Origin of the sequence: Bradyrhizobium sp. 27S5, from assembly GCF_037217225.1 — a bacterium.
In the GTDB taxonomy this organism is placed as follows: domain Bacteria; phylum Pseudomonadota; class Alphaproteobacteria; order Rhizobiales; family Xanthobacteraceae; genus Bradyrhizobium; species Bradyrhizobium septentrionale.
On sequence record NZ_CP147714.1, the window covers coordinates 5,655,356 to 5,672,926 of the forward strand.

General features: G+C 64.4%; 19 protein-coding genes. 7 read left to right on the forward strand and 12 right to left on the reverse strand.

Annotated features, from left to right (window positions below; all coding sequences use genetic code 11):
- Positions 1-5 precede the first annotated feature (5 nt).
- From WDM24_RS26680 to WDM24_RS26695, 4 genes are all read left to right on the forward strand, one after another.
- The gene (locus WDM24_RS26680; protein ID WP_338827786.1) at positions 6-635 is read left to right on the forward strand and encodes a glutathione binding-like protein; all 630 of its coding nucleotides are present in this window, start codon (positions 6-8) and stop codon (positions 633-635) included.
- 516 nt (positions 636-1,151) lie between these two features.
- A complete protein-coding gene (locus WDM24_RS26685) occupies positions 1,152-1,508 on the forward strand; it encodes a phasin family protein (RefSeq protein WP_338832449.1) in 357 nt (118 codons plus the stop codon).
- Positions 1,509-1,726: 218 nt separating this feature from the next.
- Positions 1,727-1,939: a hypothetical protein gene (locus WDM24_RS26690; protein WP_029081577.1), complete on the forward strand. Its 213-nt coding sequence runs from the start codon at positions 1,727-1,729 to the stop codon at positions 1,937-1,939.
- A gap of 41 nt (positions 1,940-1,980) precedes the next feature.
- Positions 1,981-2,178, forward strand: a complete 198-nt coding sequence (locus WDM24_RS26695) for a hypothetical protein (RefSeq protein WP_029081578.1) — start codon at positions 1,981-1,983, stop codon at positions 2,176-2,178.
- Positions 2,179-2,194: 16 nt separating this feature from the next.
- On the opposite strand, the gene WDM24_RS26700 is transcribed toward WDM24_RS26695, so the two are convergent.
- From WDM24_RS26700 to WDM24_RS26740, 9 genes are all read right to left on the reverse strand, one after another.
- Positions 2,195-2,974, reverse strand: a complete 780-nt coding sequence (locus WDM24_RS26700) for a Crp/Fnr family transcriptional regulator (RefSeq protein WP_166306243.1) — start codon at positions 2,972-2,974, stop codon at positions 2,195-2,197.
- A gap of 318 nt (positions 2,975-3,292) precedes the next feature.
- Positions 3,293-4,789 carry an AMP nucleosidase gene (locus WDM24_RS26705; RefSeq protein ID WP_338827789.1) on the reverse strand — a complete coding sequence of 499 codons (1,497 nt, stop codon included), beginning with the start codon at positions 4,787-4,789 and terminating at the stop codon, positions 3,293-3,295.
- 145 nt (positions 4,790-4,934) lie between these two features.
- Entirely contained in the window at positions 4,935-5,675 is a 741-nt protein-coding gene (gene lepB / locus WDM24_RS26710) for a signal peptidase I (protein WP_338827790.1), read from the reverse strand.
- 91 nt (positions 5,676-5,766) lie between these two features.
- Complete coding sequence (locus WDM24_RS26715) at positions 5,767-6,882, reverse strand: tlde1 domain-containing protein (protein ID WP_414645629.1); 1,116 nt, start codon at positions 6,880-6,882, stop codon at positions 5,767-5,769.
- A 433-nt stretch (positions 6,883-7,315) separates the two neighbouring features.
- Positions 7,316-8,011 (reverse strand): DUF899 family protein, encoded by a 696-nt coding sequence (locus tag WDM24_RS26720; protein WP_338827792.1) that lies wholly within the window; start codon positions 8,009-8,011, stop codon positions 7,316-7,318.
- Positions 8,012-8,089: 78 nt separating this feature from the next.
- The gene (locus WDM24_RS26725; RefSeq protein WP_338827794.1) at positions 8,090-9,592 is read right to left on the reverse strand and encodes a glycosyltransferase family 39 protein; all 1,503 of its coding nucleotides are present in this window, start codon (positions 9,590-9,592) and stop codon (positions 8,090-8,092) included.
- 7 nt (positions 9,593-9,599) lie between these two features.
- The gene (locus WDM24_RS26730) at positions 9,600-10,733 is read right to left on the reverse strand and encodes a glycosyltransferase family 2 protein (RefSeq protein ID WP_338827796.1); all 1,134 of its coding nucleotides are present in this window, start codon (positions 10,731-10,733) and stop codon (positions 9,600-9,602) included.
- Positions 10,734-10,983: 250 nt separating this feature from the next.
- On the reverse strand, positions 10,984-11,187 hold the full coding sequence (locus tag WDM24_RS26735; protein ID WP_338827797.1) for a hypothetical protein: 204 nt from the start codon (positions 11,185-11,187) through the stop codon (positions 10,984-10,986).
- A gap of 67 nt (positions 11,188-11,254) precedes the next feature.
- The gene (locus tag WDM24_RS26740; RefSeq protein ID WP_338827798.1) at positions 11,255-11,611 is read right to left on the reverse strand and encodes a hypothetical protein; all 357 of its coding nucleotides are present in this window, start codon (positions 11,609-11,611) and stop codon (positions 11,255-11,257) included.
- Between the two features lie 140 nt (positions 11,612-11,751).
- Between WDM24_RS26740 and WDM24_RS26745 the strand changes: the two genes are divergently transcribed.
- The 3 genes from WDM24_RS26745 (at position 11,752) to dapD (ending at position 14,222) form a co-directional block, all read left to right on the forward strand.
- Entirely contained in the window at positions 11,752-12,585 is an 834-nt protein-coding gene (locus WDM24_RS26745) for a DUF72 domain-containing protein (RefSeq protein ID WP_338827799.1), read from the forward strand.
- Positions 12,586-12,596: 11 nt separating this feature from the next.
- Positions 12,597-13,058, forward strand: coding sequence for a DUF488 domain-containing protein (locus tag WDM24_RS26750; protein ID WP_338827800.1), 462 nt, complete (start codon positions 12,597-12,599; stop codon positions 13,056-13,058).
- Positions 13,059-13,250: 192 nt separating this feature from the next.
- Positions 13,251-14,222, forward strand: coding sequence for a 2,3,4,5-tetrahydropyridine-2,6-dicarboxylate N-succinyltransferase (gene dapD, locus WDM24_RS26755; RefSeq protein ID WP_338827802.1), 972 nt, complete (start codon positions 13,251-13,253; stop codon positions 14,220-14,222).
- A gap of 142 nt (positions 14,223-14,364) precedes the next feature.
- Here the strand turns inward: dapD and WDM24_RS26760 are convergent, their stop codons facing one another.
- The 3 genes from WDM24_RS26760 to WDM24_RS26770 all read right to left on the reverse strand — a co-directional run bounded on the left by WDM24_RS26760 (position 14,365) and on the right by WDM24_RS26770 (position 17,554).
- Positions 14,365-15,294 carry a PhzF family phenazine biosynthesis protein gene (locus tag WDM24_RS26760; RefSeq protein WP_338827804.1) on the reverse strand — a complete coding sequence of 310 codons (930 nt, stop codon included), beginning with the start codon at positions 15,292-15,294 and terminating at the stop codon, positions 14,365-14,367.
- Between the two features lie 100 nt (positions 15,295-15,394).
- Entirely contained in the window at positions 15,395-16,294 is a 900-nt protein-coding gene (locus WDM24_RS26765) for an amidohydrolase family protein (RefSeq protein WP_166306213.1), read from the reverse strand.
- A 15-nt stretch (positions 16,295-16,309) separates the two neighbouring features.
- Positions 16,310-17,554 carry an MFS transporter gene (locus WDM24_RS26770; RefSeq protein ID WP_338827806.1) on the reverse strand — a complete coding sequence of 415 codons (1,245 nt, stop codon included), beginning with the start codon at positions 17,552-17,554 and terminating at the stop codon, positions 16,310-16,312.
- Between the last annotated feature and the right edge of the window lie 17 nt (positions 17,555-17,571).

Here is a 17,571-nt window from a genome sequence, read left to right on the forward strand (position 1 = left end):
CAGCCATGCTGCAGCTCTATTTCTGGCCGATGGCCTGCTCACTCGCCAGCCGGATCGCGCTGATGGAGGCCGGCATCGAGGCGCGCTACCACATGGTCCATCTCTGGACCAAGAAGGTGCTGGAGAACGACGGCGACTTCCGCACCGTCTCGCCGAAGGGCGCGGTGCCCGTGCTGGTGCTCGAGAACGGCGAGCGGCTCACCGAGAGCGCAGCGGTGCTGCAATATGTCGCGGACCTCAAGCCCGAACTCGGCCTGGCGCCGCCGCCCGGCCATCCGGACCGCTATCGCCTGCAGGAATGGCTGAGCTTCATCGGCACCGAGCTCCACAAGGGATTTTTGTTCCCGACCTTCTGGTACAAGGACGATGCGGCCTTGGCCAAACCGCGCGAACGGATCGGACAGAACGTCGCAATCGTAGCCGCGCATCTCGCCGGCCGTGAATACCTCGTCGGCGAACGTTTCACGGTCGCGGACGCGCATCTGGCCTGGGCATTGACGCTGCTCCGCCCCGCCGGCGTCGATGTCGCGCAATGGCCCGAACTCGCGGGTTATCTCGCACGAATGCAGGCGCGGCCGCAGGTCAAGGCCGCGATCGGCATCGAGACGCAATTGTGGAAGACAGTCACGGCGTGATCGCAGCGGGCACGAACCTCCAGACCCTCCGCTGGAGGGGGTAGAGGCGCTGCCGTGAGAAACGCGAAGGCCGCAACGCCCGGCGATGCCGGCGTTTTCGTATTGGGGCAAACCACCTGGGATCCTTCCACAGCGCGCTCATGGGGATGCTTTGCGCAACCTCACGCTGAAGCAGGTGTCTTCTGCCGCTCACGATATCCACATTATGCACAGCACCCGTAAACATACGTTGGTGTGAGTTGACAATCTTAAAAAAATTCTTCGCGAGAGTCGCAAACCGAACCGACAGTCGCGCTTTCGTTCCGCACAGTAGCGTCGGGACGCGATCGAAGCTCACCCAAAATCTGAATTGAACACGGAGCGTCAGCTCTCGTGACGCGAGCGAGCGTTGCGAGCAACGCTTTCGCTTGAGAAGGGGACTGCATCTTGAGTGAAGGTGAAATGAAAGTCACAGTGAACGATACGAATGTCTTCGGAATGCCGTTGTTGAGCTTTCCGAAGATCGGCTTGCCCGGCGTGATCGGCGATCTTGCCGACCAGGGCTTCTCCCACGCGCGGGCCGCCTCCGGACGGATGACCGAGGTGCTGGGCGAAACGTATTCGTGCAATGCGCGAGGCGCGGCCGACTACGCGCTCAAGGTGATCGAAATCTCCCACGCCAATGCCGCCTCCGCGCTCGATTTCTTCGCCCATCTCCTCGGCAGCAAGTCAGCGGCCGACGTCCTGACCTTGTCCACTGAGCAGGCCCGCAAGGCCTTCGACACGGCATCGGACCAGAACAGGGAATTGTGGGCGCTTGGCCAGAAGCTTGCCACGGAAACAAGTGAGCCGGTCAGGAAGCACTTCGCCAAGGTTCTTCGCCAAGCCGGCTAAAAGAGCGGCACTCAATTCACGTCGAGGATTCGTTTGAGGAGGGATCCGGCCGGTTGGAATAAGCCCAGCGACGAGCATGCAGCCCCCACTGCCCGATGCTCTGTCAAACGCAGCAGGTGCGCGATGCCCCCCAAAGTAGTCGCACCGGCAAACGGGCGCAATCCAACCGGCCGGTACTTTTCTGCAAAGAGCAAGAAGCAATATCGAGGGAGGCTCACATGGGCATGCTCATGGTCAAATGTCCGCAAACCGGAGACGCGATTTCCACCGGCATCCGGACTGATCGCGAGAGCTTTAGACGCAGCGCAGTGTTCTTCTCGCGCACCAATTGCCCGTTCTGCCGCACCGATCACGCCTGGTTCGCGCGGGACGCCTGGGTCGATGAGCCGAGCATCCGCGTCCGGCGCCGCGGCGCCGGCTCACCGGCCTGAACGACGACACAGACCATTGATGATCGCGATGGAGGGACGCCATGGCGCGCATGCAGATCGCAACGGAAACATCCACCTGGCTGGTGCAGGCCAAGGACTTTCTCAACGAAGCTCGACGGCTGAAGCCGGGACCGGAGCGCAATGAATTGCGCCAGACGGCGAAGGTGCTGCGCGAGATTGCGAAGCTCGAGACGGCATCCGCCCCCGCACAGAAGCTTGATCGGCGGCGGAGAAGCTGATCGCGCCGCACCGCGCTCACAGCGCGTCGTCCGTTTCGATTTCGGAGATCCGCGGATTGTCGGTTAGGGCTGCCGCGCGAGATCGGGCCTTATTGTCCGAGAAGATCTCCTCGGCTTCGAGACGCATGACGCGATGGCACTCGCACGCCGCCGCCGAGAGCCGCGACCTGTCGATCTCGATCCGGCCTCGTTGATCGGACCTGATCGCGCCGCGCGTGCGCAGATTGCGCATCAAGAGGGTCACGGTCGTTCGTCGCACGCCGAGGATTTGCGACAGCGCCTGCTGGGTCAGCGGCAGGACGTCGCTGTCGACGCGATCGCGGAGCTGGAGCAGCCAGCGCGCCATCCGGGCCTCGACCGGGTGCAGCGCATTGCAGGCGGAGCCGAGCTGGAACTGGATTAGCATCGACCTGATGTGCTTTTGCATCGCCTGCCGGATCGCAGCACTGCGTCCGAAAGCGGCATGAAAGCGCGGCGCGGAAATCCGCGAGGCGGTGCCCACCGCACGAACGACTGCGGTAATACCCGACGGGGACGACCCGAGCACCGAAAGACTGCCCACTGCCCCTTCGCGCCCGACCACGCCGGTCGCAACCGTGCTCCCGTCTGCCATGTCGATCATCAGCGTGATCGCCCCGCTATGAGGGAAGAAGACGTAGTCGATCTCGTCACCGGCTCGCGCCAGAACCGCATCCTGATCGAGCGCGACCGTTTCGAGCTCGGGACCCAGCAGATCCAGGTCCGCTGCCGGCAGTGTTGCGAGAAGGCGATTACCATTTCCGCCGGAAGCACTCACTGGCGGGGCCCCAAAGTGAAGCGACACCCAACCAACTCACTCAGACAGGCTCTCAAAAATAAACTCCAAACGCTTGACCGCAAGGCGGAATTTTCTGCAGACAGTACACCGAGAAGTTAGATGCAAATGCGCCGCCGGACGCAACAGCAAAATGCGCACGGTCGAACCGTAGAACTGCGGAACCCAAAGTTCCAATTTCCGGGCGCGGAAAATGCTACCTTCGCTTCCGCGGCGTCAGGCAGCCAGCTGGCGAAATACGTGCAGGAGCCGCGATCTGAAGGCCGAGATAGAGCGTCGTCTGCGGCTTGGCGAACGGAGCTATTGAAACGCGACTTCGGCAAAGCTGCGCAGCTTGCGCGAATGCAGCCGCTCGGATTCCTGGTCCTTCAACCTTTCGAGCGCCTTGAGGCCGATCTGAAGATGCTGGCCGACACGCTGGCGATAGAACTCGCTGGCCATGCCGGCGAGCTTGATCTCGCCATGCAGCGGCTTGTCGGACACGCACAGCAGCGTGCCGTAAGGTACGCGGAAACGATAGCCATTGGCGGCGATCGTCGCCGATTCCATATCAAGCGCGATGGAGCGCGATTGCGACATCCGCCGGATCACCTGCGGTCCGCTGATCTCCCAATTGCGATTGTCGACGCTCGCGACCGTGCCGGTGCGCATCAGCCGCTTGAGCTCGAAGCCAGTGAGCCCAGTCACCTCGCCGACCGCCTCCTCGAGCGCCACCTGCATCTCCGCAAGCGCGGGGATCGGCACCCACAGCGGCAGCTCGTGATCGAGCACGTGGTCCTCGCGGACATAGCCGTGGGCCAGCACGTAGTCGCCGAGCCGCTGCGTGTTCCGCAAGCCGGCGCAATGGCCGATCATCAGCCAGGCATGCGGCCGCAGCACCGCGACATGATCGGTGATGTTGCGCGCATTGGACGGACCGATCCCGATATTGATCAGGGTGATGCCGCGATAGTCGGGTTCGACCAGATGAAACGCCGGCATCTGCGGCACGCGCTCCGATGCCGTCCCGCTCACACCGCCGCCTGCCAGCGCGTTGCGCGTGATCACATTGCCGGGCGCGACAAAGGCCTCGAGGCCTGCCTCACCCGAGGCGAGACGCTGCAGGCTCGATTGCGCGAAGGCATCGACATAGAACTGGTAGTTGGTGAAGATCACGAAGTTCTGGAAATGCTCGGGGTCGGTACCGGTGTAGTGATAGAGCCGGCGCAGCGAGTAATCGACCCGTGCCGCGCGAAACAGCGCCAGCGGCTCCGGCGTGCCCGGCGTCAGATCGAACGTCCCGTCGGCGATCGCATCGTCCATCGCGGCGAGATCGGGCGTATCGAACACGTCGCGCAGCGATCGCGTAAACGCCGAGCTGTCGGCGATGCTCAGCGCCGCCTCGATATTGATGTCGCGCCGGTAGGCGAAATGGATCGGTATAGGCTCGCTGGACTCGCCGATCTCGACCGCCACGCCGTGGTTCTTGATCAGGAGCCCGATCTGCTCGGTGAGATAGGTCCGGAAAATATCCGGCCGCGTGATGCTGGTCTCGTGAACGCCGGGCCCCGCGACAAAACCGTAGGCGAGCCGGGAATCCAGCCGCGCATGCGACGAGGTCGTGATGCGCACGAAGGGGTAATGCGCGCGCACCCGCGTCGTGAACGGCACGCCGTTGACATAAGCCTCGAAGCGACTGCGCAGGAAGGCCGTGTTGCGCTCGTAGATCTCTTCGAGGCGGGCAACCGCCGCGCCGGCCTCGACGAACGCTTCGGTCGTGATGGACGGCGGGGTTTCGATGGGAGGTGTGGGAGACATGTCGCCTCTGGCCAGTTACGTTGCCGATCCGAGACTCGCTACGCGGCTGCCGAGAACATTACCACATTCGATATCTGTTCAGGAAACACCACAAGCCGGGTCCGCCATGCGATGGCCCCTGTTCAGCACTTCACGTCCGAGCCGTTCAACGCACGACCGTGCCGATGCGCTCCGTCCGCATCGCTCCGTCAGGTGATCGCGAGAAATAGATCAGCCCGGCCCGGCCGATGATGTTCTCGAGCGGAATTGTGCCCATCGACCGCATGCGGCTATCCGTGGAATTGTCGCGATTGTCGCCGAGCATGAAGAACTGACCGGCGGGCACGGTGAAGACGTTCGTGTTGTCGAGAAGCGCGTTGTCGATGCAATCGAGCGTCTCGTAGCTCGCGCCGTTCGGCAAGGTCTCGCGCCAGCGCCGCGCACCGGCCTCGCCGCTCGATCCGCAGGGGTCGTCGCCGACGAAATCCGGCATCCGCTCGCGCGCCACGGCCGTCTCGTTGATGATGAGCTGGCCGTCCCGCATCTGGATGCGGTCACCGGGCAGCCCGACCACCCGCTTGATGTAATCGACGCGATCGTCCTTCGGCAGCCGGAACACCACGACGTCGCCGCGCGCCGGGGATGATCCGAAGATGCGCCCCTCAAACAGCTTCGGCGAGAACGGAAGGGAATAGTGGGTGTAGCCGTAAGCGAATTTCGAGACGAAAACATAATCGCCGACCAGCACCGTCGGCATCATCGATCTGGCCGGGATATTGAAGGGCTGAAACAGGAAGGTGCGGAACAGCGGCAGCGACACGAACGGAAGCGCGACGATCACGACCAGCGCGATCAGCAGGATCTTGCCCCAGGGCCGCCGCCGGCCGGTGTCCTGCACGAGTGTCATGCGCCTGCCCTGCGCCGAAATTGATGTCGCGCAGGATAGCCGACGATCGCGGGACAGGCCAAGGGGGCAGCGCCCCCGTAGCGGACCGCGCCTACTGAACCCTCGCGAGCACCGCGAGACGGCGGATGCCCTTGTTGCGGTAGGCGTCGAGGAACGCGTAGTAGTCCTTGAACGAGACGCAGCCGTTGGAATCGCCGTTCGGGCCGAGCATGAAGGTGTGCGCGAGCAGGCCATCGCGGTTGAAGATCTTGCCCTCGCCGCCGATCGGATTGAGCCGCAGCGCCGGCACGCCGTGGAACAGCGCCTCGCGCGGCTTGAGCTCGTAAATGTGCGGCGGCGTCACGCCGACCATCTTCAGATGCGATGACCTGGGATCGTCGAGCCTGGAGCCGAGGCCCGAATGCGCCTCGAGGCGCGTGCCGTCCGGCAGGTACACGGTCTTGGCCGAGATGTCGTAGACCGCGGTCTGGCGGTCATAGGGCGGCGAGCCGCCGAGCATCGGATTCTGGTCCAGCGACGAGGGGATGCTGCCGGTGACGTTGGCGTCGGCGGAGGCGAAGGAGAGCAGCCCCCCGCTTGACTCGCGCTTGCCCCACAGCTTCTCGACCATGGTCTGCCGCTCGCTCGATGCGATCGACATCACCGCGGCCTTGGCACGCGCGGCCATGTCACGAACGCCGCCGGATTTCGCAGCCTGCTTGGCTTCGGCGGGCTTCGCTTCCTTGGGCTGAACCGTTGCGGAGGGATCGTTGAGCGCCACCTGCAGATTGGCGGCGGCTTCCTTCTTGGCGGTCTCGACCGACTTCGGCGCCGGCAGCGGCTTCGATGTCTCGGCGAGCTTGGCCGAGGCAACGGCCCTCGCAGCTTCGGCCACCTTGGGCGCGGCCGCCTGCTTGATCGGGTCGATCTGCGGCGCGGCGACGGCCAAGGCGCTGGACGGCACGCCCTCGGGCGATGCCGCCGCAAACCGGTCGTTAAACATAAGCGAAGGTGCCGGGCCTTCCGACTTCGCGACCTCGGTCTTGGCGGGAGCCGCCGGTGCCGGCGTCAGGGACGCGAACACCTCGTTGAACGCCGGCGCCGGCCGTGCGGCGACCGCCGCGGGCCGCTTCACCACCGGCGCATCGAACGCTGCATTGCCCACTGACGGGTAGACGCCCGCCGCGAAGATGTTGGCGTAGACGGTCCAGGCGCAGCCAAGCACCATCCCCGCCACCGCGGCGCTGCCGAGGAAATGCTGTGGGAGGATTTTTCGGGAAGCTTTCTTGCGGCTCGGCGCCCCAAGAACATACGCACTCGCACTCGTACCCATACGCCCGACGCTCAAAACAGGTCCACCTTTGTCCCTCACTCGACGACAGGTCGAACGGATGTTCGGCTCAACGTCGCGCGGGGGCACAGACGGCCATTAAGGCGACTTTTAGTTAAATGCGACTTAACCGGACGCGATCCCCTGCAACGCGGGAAGTGCCTGTGGCATCGGGCTTTTTTAAGATGGCAATGGACCGCCAAAGCGGCTTTTCTGTCCCATCATGGGACATTCCGGCACGCAGTTCCACCCGCTGCATGCCGCACTAAATTAGAGGAGAATTTCCTTGCCGATCACCCCGGATTCGCGCGGGGATTGAGCAAGAATCTCCTCAGTAGCTGAGCTTCGGATACCAGTCCTTGCCGCGCCCTTCGGGCGTGGTGTCGAGCACGGCCCACAGCGGATCCAGGTCCGGCGCGCCGCGCGGATCCTGGCCGGGATCGACGGTGCCGGCCCCCATTTCGCCGGCCCAGAAATGACGGATCGTGCCGTTTTGGCGCGTGAAGACATTGTAGCCGGGCACGTCGCCGTCATCCCTGCTGACATAGTCGCGCGTGTAGTCACCCGACGCGTCGGAACAGACCTTGTGGCGCGTCCAGCCGCGCGCCCGCTTCGCCTCGATCAGCCGCGCGATCGGCGAGCGCGCCACGAACACGAACGCCACGCGCTGCTCGATATCGGGCAGCTTCGCTTCCCACGTGGCCATGAACGACGTGCACATCGGACACGGCTTCTCGCGCTGCGGGCCGAACATGTAGCTGTAGATGATCAGCGTCTGCTTGCTGCCGAACAGATCGGCAAGCGACGCCTCGCCTGCCTCGCCGGTGAACTCGTAGGCCCTGGTCACCTCGCCGCCCGGCGGCAAGGCGCGGCGCAGCTCGGCCACGCGCTCGATATGCCGGCGCAGCTCGATCTCTTCGACGAGCAGCTCCTGGCGCGCGCGGCGATATTCGGCGCTCTCATTGGGAAAGCGCCTGGCATTGGTCTTGGCGAGTTCGGCAGCGGGCTTCAGGACGGAACTGGTCATGTCGGGACCTCGTGTGGTTGACGGGTACCTGGAAGACGAGCCGGAACCGGCCGGTCCGACATTCGACTTCGATGATTTCTACTGCAGTTCCGGCGGCGGCGAGCGGTCGAGGACGTCGCCCTTGGGACCTTCCAGCAGATCGAGCGCATAGGTCTCCACAACCAGCGGCCCACGCATGCGTTTGGCCTCGGCGATGGTTTCGACACGGGCGAAATTGTCGCGCAGCGAAGCCGGCATCGTCTGTTCGAGCTCATGCACATACAGCAGCTTGCCGGACAACTGGGCCGGGCTCGGCTCAGGCATGTTGACCCAGCGAATGCGCTGGCCCTGCTGCGCCACGCAGCTGCCCTCGGGGAGATAGAAGGCAAGCCAGCCGACGGTGCCGTAGTCCGGCGCCAGCACGCAGGTCGCACCGTGACGGACGCGCGCCGCCTCGATCTCGTCGGCGAGCTCCTGCCAGCCGACACCCACGCTGCGCACGGTGGCGTCCCGGCGATAGCCTGAGAGCATACCGGTGTTGGCCTGCACGATCAGCAGCGCGAACAGCACGATGCCGACCGGCGCGGCCCAGCGGCGGCAGAAATCGATCGTGCGCTGCTCGCGCGGCGTCCACTGCACCTGGATCGCGGCGACCGCGGCCGCCACCGCAAAGGCGGGATAAACCGGTGCGAACCAGTTGGCCTCGACCCGCGCATGCAGCGCGTGCCAGGTGAAGTAGACGACGATGGTCCAGAACATCGTGTTGATCAGCACGCGCGCGCCCATCGCGCCGGCGCGGCGCCGAGAGAGCGCGTAAAGGCCCATCACGCCGAGTATGAAGACCAGCGGCGTCGCGAACGCGAACTGCGTCGGGATCAGCTCGGCGATATAGGTCGGCCGGAAATCCTCGATCCGGGCGCGGCCCATCTGCTTGATGAAGGATACCCATTGGTGATCGGCATTCCAGCGGATGACCGGCGCAAACAGGCCGGCTGCGACCAGGCCGCCGAGATAGAGCCAAGGCGAGAGAAACCAGCGCCGCAGCTGCGGCACCGTCGCAAGCCAGATCAGGATCGCGGGACCAAAGAACAGCGCGGTGTATTTCGACAACAGCGCCACACCGGCGCTGGCGCCGACCGCCAGCCACCAGGCGCCGCGGCCGGTCTCCAGCACCTTGGCGAGCGAGAACAGCAACAGGCTGGCAGCAACCAACAGCGGCGCATCCGGCGTCACGATCAGCGTGCCGACGGCGGCCATGAGCGTGACGTTGAGCAGGATCGTCGCGCTCGCGGCGACGCGCTGGCCGCCGAACAGGATCTCGGCCGCCCGGTAGATCGCCCAGCTCATCGGCAGCGCGAGCAGGATCGACACCAGCCGCACCCCGAACGGCGTATCGCCCGCGATCATGGTGCCGAGCCGGATCACGATCGCCACCATCGGCGGATGGTCGTAATAGCCGCCGGCGAGCGACTTCGACCACATCCAGTAATAGGCTTCGTCGAAGGTCAGCGGCGTCCATGCGGCGGCGGCCAGCCGCAGCGCCACGAGCGCGCACACCGCAAGAGCGGTGTTCCGGGCGAGCCGCGCCTCGTTCGCGCTCATGCCACCGTCATCGCTTGCGCCAGACGAACAGCCCGGACATCGCGTAGTTCCACACCACGCCCATCAGCGCGCCGGCCGCGCCAGCAAGCCACCAGATCGGCTCCTGGTCGTAGACCGAGAACGCGACGCCGACATTGGCGAGCAGGCCGACACTGCAGACCAGATAGAACAGCAACAGGCCGCGCAGGATGCCGAACCCCTTCAGCCGCTGGTCGCGGTAGGTCAGGAAGTTGTTGAGGATGAAGTTGCTGGTCATCGCGACGATCGCGCCGGCAGCCTGGGCCTCCGGGAATGGCGCCTTGAACAGCTCCAGCGAGATGAACAGCACGCTGAGATGCACCAGCAGGCCGAGCCCGCCGACGGCTGCGAACAGAATGAAGCGCAGCGAGATCAGATCATTGGTCAGCTTCGCCAGCACCAGGCCAAGGAAGTCGAGCGCGACCATCGAGTCAAGCTTGCTCTCGCCATGCTGGCGGGCGCCGAACGTGAAGGGAATTTCGACCGTACGCAGCTTGCCCTCCGCGGTCGCCACCACGTCGAGCAGGATCTTGAAGCCCTGGATCGACAGCTGCGGCGCAATCTGCTCGAAACGGTCGCGGCGGATCATGAAGAAGCCGCTCATGGGGTCGGCGATCTCGACCTTCAACGTGCGGCGCGCGATCTCGGTGGCGAAGGCGCTGGCGCCGGCGCGCTGCTTGTTGAAGCCGTCGGCCTTGTAGCCCTCGATATAGCGGCTGCCGACCACGAGCTCGGCCTCGCCGCTCTGCAGCAGCGCCACCATCTTCGGCAGCTGGGTCTCGTCATGTTGCAGGTCGGCATCCATCACGGCAGCGTAAGGCGCGCTCGATGCCAGGATGCCCTCGATGCAGGCGCCAGACAGGCCACGCCGGCCGATTCGGCGGATGCAGCGCACGCGGGGATCGTTCCGCGCCAGCTCGCGCACCACGTCCCAGGTTCCATCCGGCGAGTTGTCATCGACGAAGATGACTTCCCACGACACGTCCTTCAGGATCGCATCGAGCCGGCGGTACAGCACCGTGACATTGGCGCGTTCGTTGAAGGTCGGGACGACCACCGAAAGCTGCGGCAGACGTGCTGCCTGCGACAAGGTTTCGGGGCCTGGCTTGATGGCTTCATTCATGAGCGCCAGCGTATAGCGGCAGCCTCTCCCGCTGCCAAGGCGGGCCGAACCGAACGCTGTCTCGGGAAGCGGGAAAACGGGGCCAAAATACCCCTGAAAATACCAACGACCACGAACAAGGGGGCGCGCGTACATCCGGCGCAGCCGACATTGTCGTGGTCGTCCCAGCGCCGGAGCCCTTACAAGCTGCAACGTCGCCGTTCTAGGCTAAATGGGAAGCCCCCGGGCGGTCCGCAAGAGGCGCAGGGCGCTAGTTGTTCGGGACGTCCCGGATGACGGGGCCGCGGGGCGCCGGGGCCGCCGGCGCAGCTTCCGCGGCAGGAGCAGCCCGCGCCGCCGCGGGCTGGGCGGGATTGCGGATCTGGCTCGGCGACGGCCCATAGATGAACGCCGCCGCCAACACGATGACCGCGACCACCGCGCCCAAAAAGCCTGCCGTCGATTGTGAGTTCATGCCGCCGATCCCCTCGCCTGCGCGGATTGATATCAAAAATCGACCGCCCGCAACAGGATTTGGGAACCTATTTCGCCGCGGCCTTGCGCCGGACGAAGGCGGTCACGATGTCCTTCTGCGCAAGCTCGATCGCGCGGTTGGCGGTCGTTAGCTGCGTATCGGCGTCCTGCTTCGGAAATTGCAGCGACAGGAAGTCGATCAGCGACACCCGGAAGTTCTGCCGCTCCGAGGGACAGACACTGGCGATCAGCGAGGTGAATTCCTGGTCGGACATCGTCTTGTTGCTGTCGCGGGGATATTCGCGGGCGAGACAATTCCAGTAGGCGTCGCGGCCGGTGATCGCGAGCTTGTGCGCATCGTCGACGTCGTCGGCCATTGCAGCCGACGACGTGATCAAGAGGGCGGCTGCAACCAGCATGCGCATTGTTGTTCTCCCGTTTTTTTACATCCTAGCCAACACCAGCAAGCACGATAAGCACCGCCGCGCAAACCTAGCAAACTGGCCAATCACGATTATTTTGACTACTCTTGCCCCCCGTTCCCTCCTTCACGATGAGTGCAGTCGTGGCCAAAGCTCCCACCAAGGCGACCAAGACCAAGACAGACGCAGGCAACATCTATATCGGCATCGGCGGCTGGACCTTCGAGCCGTGGCGCGGGGTGTTCTATCCGGAGAAGCTCACGCAGGCGAAGGAGCTGTCCTACGCCGCCTCGAAGCTGACCTCGATCGAGATCAACGGCACCTATTACGGATCGCAGAAGCCGGAGAGCTTTCGCAAATGGGCCAGCGAGGTGCCCGACGGCTTCATCTTCTCGCTGAAGGGACCGCGCTTTGCCACCAACCGCCGCGTGCTCGCCGAGGCCGGCGATTCGGTGAAGCGGTTCTATGATTCGGGCGTGCTGGAATTGAAGGACCGGCTCGGGCCGGTGCTTTGGCAGTTCGCGCCGACCAAGAAGTTCGACGGCGCCGATTTCGGCAAGTTCCTCGAACTGTTGCCGCGCAAGCTCGATGGCCGCGCGCTGCGCCACGTCGTCGAGGTGCGCCACGACAGCTTCTGCGTGCCCGAATTCATCGCACTGCTGCGCCAGTTCGAGGTGCCCGTGGTGTTCGCCGAGCACGGCAAATATCCGGCGATTGCCGATCTCGCCAGCGACTTCGTCTATGCCCGGCTGCAGAAGGGCAATGACGAATTGAAGACCTGCTATCCGCCGAAGCAGCTCGACGCCTGGGCCAAGCGGTTCCAGGACTGGGCCGGCGGCGGCGAGCCGGACGACCTGCCGAAGGTCGACAAGACCAAGCCGAACAAGGCCCCGCGCGACGTGTTCGCCTACGTGATCCACGAGGGCAAGATCCGCGCGCCGGCGGGCGCGATGGAGCTGATCGAACGGGTGAAGTGAGGGAGGTAGCGATGGCGAAGGCATCGAGGCTGTTCACCATCGGCTACGAGCAGACGCCGTCAAAGGCTGTGCTCGAGGAGCTCCAGCACGCCGGCGTCAAGCTATTGGTCGACGTCCGCGCGGTCGCTTCCTCGCGCCGCCCCGGCTTCTCCAAGAGCCAGCTCGCCGCGGGCCTCGACGAGCGCGGCATCGCCTATGTCCATCTGCGCGGCCTCGGCACGCCGAAGAGCGGCCGGGAGGCTGCGCGCAGCGGGCAATATGGGTTGCTGCACAAAATCTATTCGGCGCACCTGAAGACGGTGCAGGCCAAGGAGGAGCTCGACGAGCTGTCGTCGCTGGTCAAGAAATCTGGCCCGGTCTGCATCCTCTGCTACGAGCGCGACCACGAGCATTGTCACCGCCGCTGGATCGCCGAGATCATCGAGGAGCGCGATGGGGTCAAGATCGAGAACCTGGCCGCGCCGCAGGTCTAGGACGCGGTCTCATTAAGCCGCAGCCATAGCCAAGTTGACGCGAGTTGAACGAAGCCAAGTGGACATCACCCGTCGACTCCCCCGCTGAATCCGTCGAAAATCAACCCAAAGCGGACGTGTTTGAGAATGCAGAAGTTGCTAATTCCAGTTCGCGTATGCATTATGTGCAGGGTCGTAGTGTGAGCAATTCAAATGGCGATGGAGCTGAAGGGCGCGAGAGGCGAGGGATTTGCGACGATTGCCGCTGACGGTCGCGTGTTAGATTCCTGGTTTCTTCAGCTGCGCCTGATTGTGGAGGCCGACAAGGCGGCAACGGTACGGCTGACGACGGACGAACTCAAAAGATCGTTGGGTGGATCGGCAGACGGATATGCGCGACACGATGACATCCGCAATGTCGACATCGTTCCAATCCGTACAGAAATTGACTCCCTTGCATCTGCGCCGACTGATGTGCACGACGCATATCTTCGACTCCATCTCCTGAGCCACCGGCTCGTCCAGCCGAACTGCCTGAACCTTGACGGAATTTTCGGTCTGTTACCTAACGTTGCCTGGACGACCCTCGGTCCCTGTGAATGCTCTCGTGTACCGGAAGCACGAATGTTGGCACGAAAGCGTGCTCTCGCATTTGAGGTGACAGGCGTGGATAAGTTTCCGCGCATGACTGACTATGTGACGCCTGCGGACGTGAGAATTGCCGATGCGGATCGCGTAAGGCTCGGAGCCTACCTGGCGCCGGGCACGACCGTCATGCATGAAGGCTTTTGCAATTTTAATGCAGGTACGCTCGGTCCCTGCATGGTCGAAGGCCGGATAAGCGCCGGTGTGGTTGTGGGACGTGGCAGCGACGTTGGTGGCGGAGCGTCGATCATGGGCACTCTGTCCGGAGGAGGGAAAGAGAGGATTACAGTTGGTGAGCGCTGCCTGATCGGAGCGAACGCCGGTATCGGCATTTCATTGGGCGACGATTGTATCGTCGAAGCGGGCTGTTATGTCACGGCAGGCGCGCGCATCCTCTTGGAAGATGGCCGAGTCCTGAAAGCCAAAGAACTCTCAGGCCAGAAGGGCCTTCTTTTTCGTCGTAACTCCCAGAGCGGCGCTCTTGAGGCAACCAGACGCACACCAAATTGGGACGGCCTCAACTCGCAACTTCACAGCTAGGCAGCTCACTCGAAGAAGTCGTCGGCGACATGTGGCGCGTCAGCGATGTCGCTTTCTGGCCCCTCGCGTCATTTGCTGCTGCTGCACAAAGCGGCCGTTATCGGAGCGAAGCGGACATCATGAGAACTTATGAGTACGCGCCCTAGCTTCGGCTCTCACCCTCCTCCCCCGCGACGCTGATCGTCCCCTCCATCATCTTCACGCAGCCGCCGCCGACATGCACCGAATTGATCGCGCCGCCCTGCTTGCGGACCCGCGTCAGCAACAGGCTCGGCCGGCCCATGTCGACACCCTGCCCGATCCGCAGCCGCAACTCGCCGTCACGCGCGGGACCGATATCGGCGAGCAGCGCCGCGCAGGCCGCGGTCGCGCTGCCGGTGGCCGGATCCTCGGACAGGCCGCTGGCGCCAGGGTGGAACATGCGCGCCTGCAGGTCGAGCGGCTGCTCGCTCGCCGGCACGTCGCTTGTGTAGAAATAGACCGCGTCGCTGCCGATCCACGGGAACACCCTGGCAAACGCCGCAGCATCAGGCCGGGCGCGCTTGATGGCCGCACGCGAGGCGATCTCGACCACCAGGAACGGCAGGCCGACCGATACGACCTGCGGCGCATGCCGATTGGTCTTCACGTCGTCCGCCGACAGCGACAGGCAGGCGGCGGCATCCGCCGCGCTCACCTCGTTCGTGCGTTGCAAGGCTTGCGGCGCCGTCAGCTCGGCGCCGATCACCCGGCCGCCGTCGGACAGGATCTCGACCGGCACGAGACCCGCCTTCTCCTCGAACCGCAATCGCGGCGGCGCCTTCGCCGCCTGGCTCGCCAGCACGAAGGCGGTGCCGACATTGGGATGGCCCGCGAACGGAATTTCCGAGCGCACCGTGAAGATGCGAACCTGGGCGTCGTTGTCCCTGTCCTGCGGCGGCAAGACGAAGGTCGTCTCGGAATAGTTGAACTCGGTCGCGATCGCCTGCATTTGCGCCGTCGACAGCCCGCCGGCGTCGAGCACCACGCCGAGCGGGTTGCCGCCGAAGGCGCGGTCGGTGAAAACGTCGACGGTGATATAGCGCCGCTGCATCTTGCTGGTCCCTGTGCTCCCGGTCACTCGCGACCGATGGCGCCATCGTAGCACAGAAGCAACGACGCCCTTCAGAGCACTCGGTGCAATCACGCGCGGGCTAGAAGCGAAACAGCTCGCGCGGTGACGCGAGCACGCGCGCGCGCTCATCGGCATCGGTGACGAGCTCGTCGAGGAATTTGCGGTTCTTCGCGTAGCTCTGCGTCGCCTCGAATTGCGTGTGCGGCCAGTCGCTGCCCCACAGCAGCCGGTCGACGCCGTAGGCCGTGCGCAACAGCGGATAGGCCTGTTTCGCAAATGCCTCGCCGGCCGCGCCGTTGCGATAAGGCGCCGAAATCTTCACCCAGACATTTCGCGTCGCGCCAAGCTTGAGGACCGACTGGAATCCGGGATCGTCGATGCCGAGTTTTGGATCGGGCAAGGCGAAGTGATCGAGCACAACTTTCACGCCATGGTCGAGCAGCCTTGGCGCGAGCATCGCGAGATCGCTCGCGTTGCGCTGGATCTCGATCTGCCAGTCGAGCGTCCTGATCTGTGGCAGCAGCGCCGTCCAGTCCGACGACGTCAGATCGGGAAGCTGCTGGCCGACCAGATTGAGACGGATGCCGACCACGCCGGCGCGGTCGAGCGCGCGAAGCTCATCCGCCGCGACGCCGGGATCGACCACGGCGATGCCGCGCAGCCGGCCGTTGGTCGCCTTCAGGCATTCGACCAGATAGCAATTGTCGGTGCCGAGAAAGCTCGGCTGCACCAGCACACCATTGGTGATGCCGTTCTGGTCGAGCTGCTGCAGATAGAGGCCGAGCGGCGCGTCGTAATCGGGCGCATAGCGCCGTCCCGGCGCGAGCTTCAGGGCGCGATGGAAGACATGGGCATGGGTATCGATCGCTGATTGCGGCACCTCAGCCCTCACCCTGCTCGCCAGTCCGCCTGCTGCCACAGCGCCAATCAATCCCGCGGCAAACCGGCGCCGCGTCACCCCATGTTCGCGTGATGTCATCATCGTCCCTCATCATCACGCGCGCGTGGCGGCGACCTGCTCGAAGACCTTGCCACGGGTCTCCGGCAACATCAGCACAGCGACCAGCACCAGCGAATAGGCGAAGGCCGCATCGATCCCGATCGCCGCACCAAGGCCGATGTGATCGCTGAGATAGCCGACCAGGAACGGGAACGCCGCAGAAACGATGCGGCCGAAATTGTAGCAGAAGCCGACGCCGGTGCCGCGCACTCCGGCCGGATAGAGCTCGCTGAACAGCGCCGCCATGCTGGCGGGAATGCCCGCCGAGAAGAAGCCGAGCGGGAACCCGAGCACCAGCATCTGCGAATTGGAGAGCGGCGCGAAGATGTAGACCAGCACCGTCACCACGCAGGCCGCGGCGAACAGCGTCACATTGGCGCGCCGCCCGATCCGGTCGCTGATGATCCCTGACACCACGCAGCCGCAGAAGAACGCGACGATGATCACGGCAAGATACGCGCTGGAGCCGAGCACCGAGAGATGCCGCACCTCGCGCAGATAGGTCGGCAGGAACGTCGTCAGCGCCGCATAGCCGCCATGGGCGCCGATGCCGAACAGGCCGCCGATCAAGGTCGCACGCAGCACGTCGCGGTGAAAGATTCCGGCGAGTGTGGCGAAGAACGGAGGCTCGGCCTCGCGCGAAGCGGCACGCGGCGGCTCCTTCAATCCGCGGCGGATGTACAGGATCAGCAGCGCCGGGATCAGGCCGACGGCGAACAGGATGCGCCAGGCGATATCGGCCGGCGCGTAAGTGAAGACTAGCGCCGACAGCAGCACCGCGGCGCCCCAGCCGACCGCCCAGGCGCTCTGCACGGCGCCGAGCGCCTTGCCGCGATGCTCGGCGCGAATGATCTCCGCCATCAGCACCGCGCCGCAGGCCCATTCGGCGCCGAAGCCGATGCCCTGGATCGCCTTCAGCACCAGCAGCTGGGGGTAGCTTGTCGCGAAGGCGCAGGCGAAGGTCGCCAGCGCAAAGGTCGCGACCGTGATCTGCAGCGCCTTCACCCGGCCGAAGCGGTCGCCGAGCGCACCGCCGAGCCAGCCGCCGAACGCGCCGAAGAACAGCGTGACCGAGCCAAGCAGGCCGGCGTCGGCCTTGTTGATCCCGAAGGCTGCAATCAGCGCCGGAATAGCGAGGCTGAACATCTGGACGTCGAGCGCATCGAGCCCCCAGCCGCCAAAGCTTGCCCAGAAGGTACGCCGTTCGAGCGGCGAGCATTCGCTGTACCAGTTTGCCATCATTCCACCCTGTGATT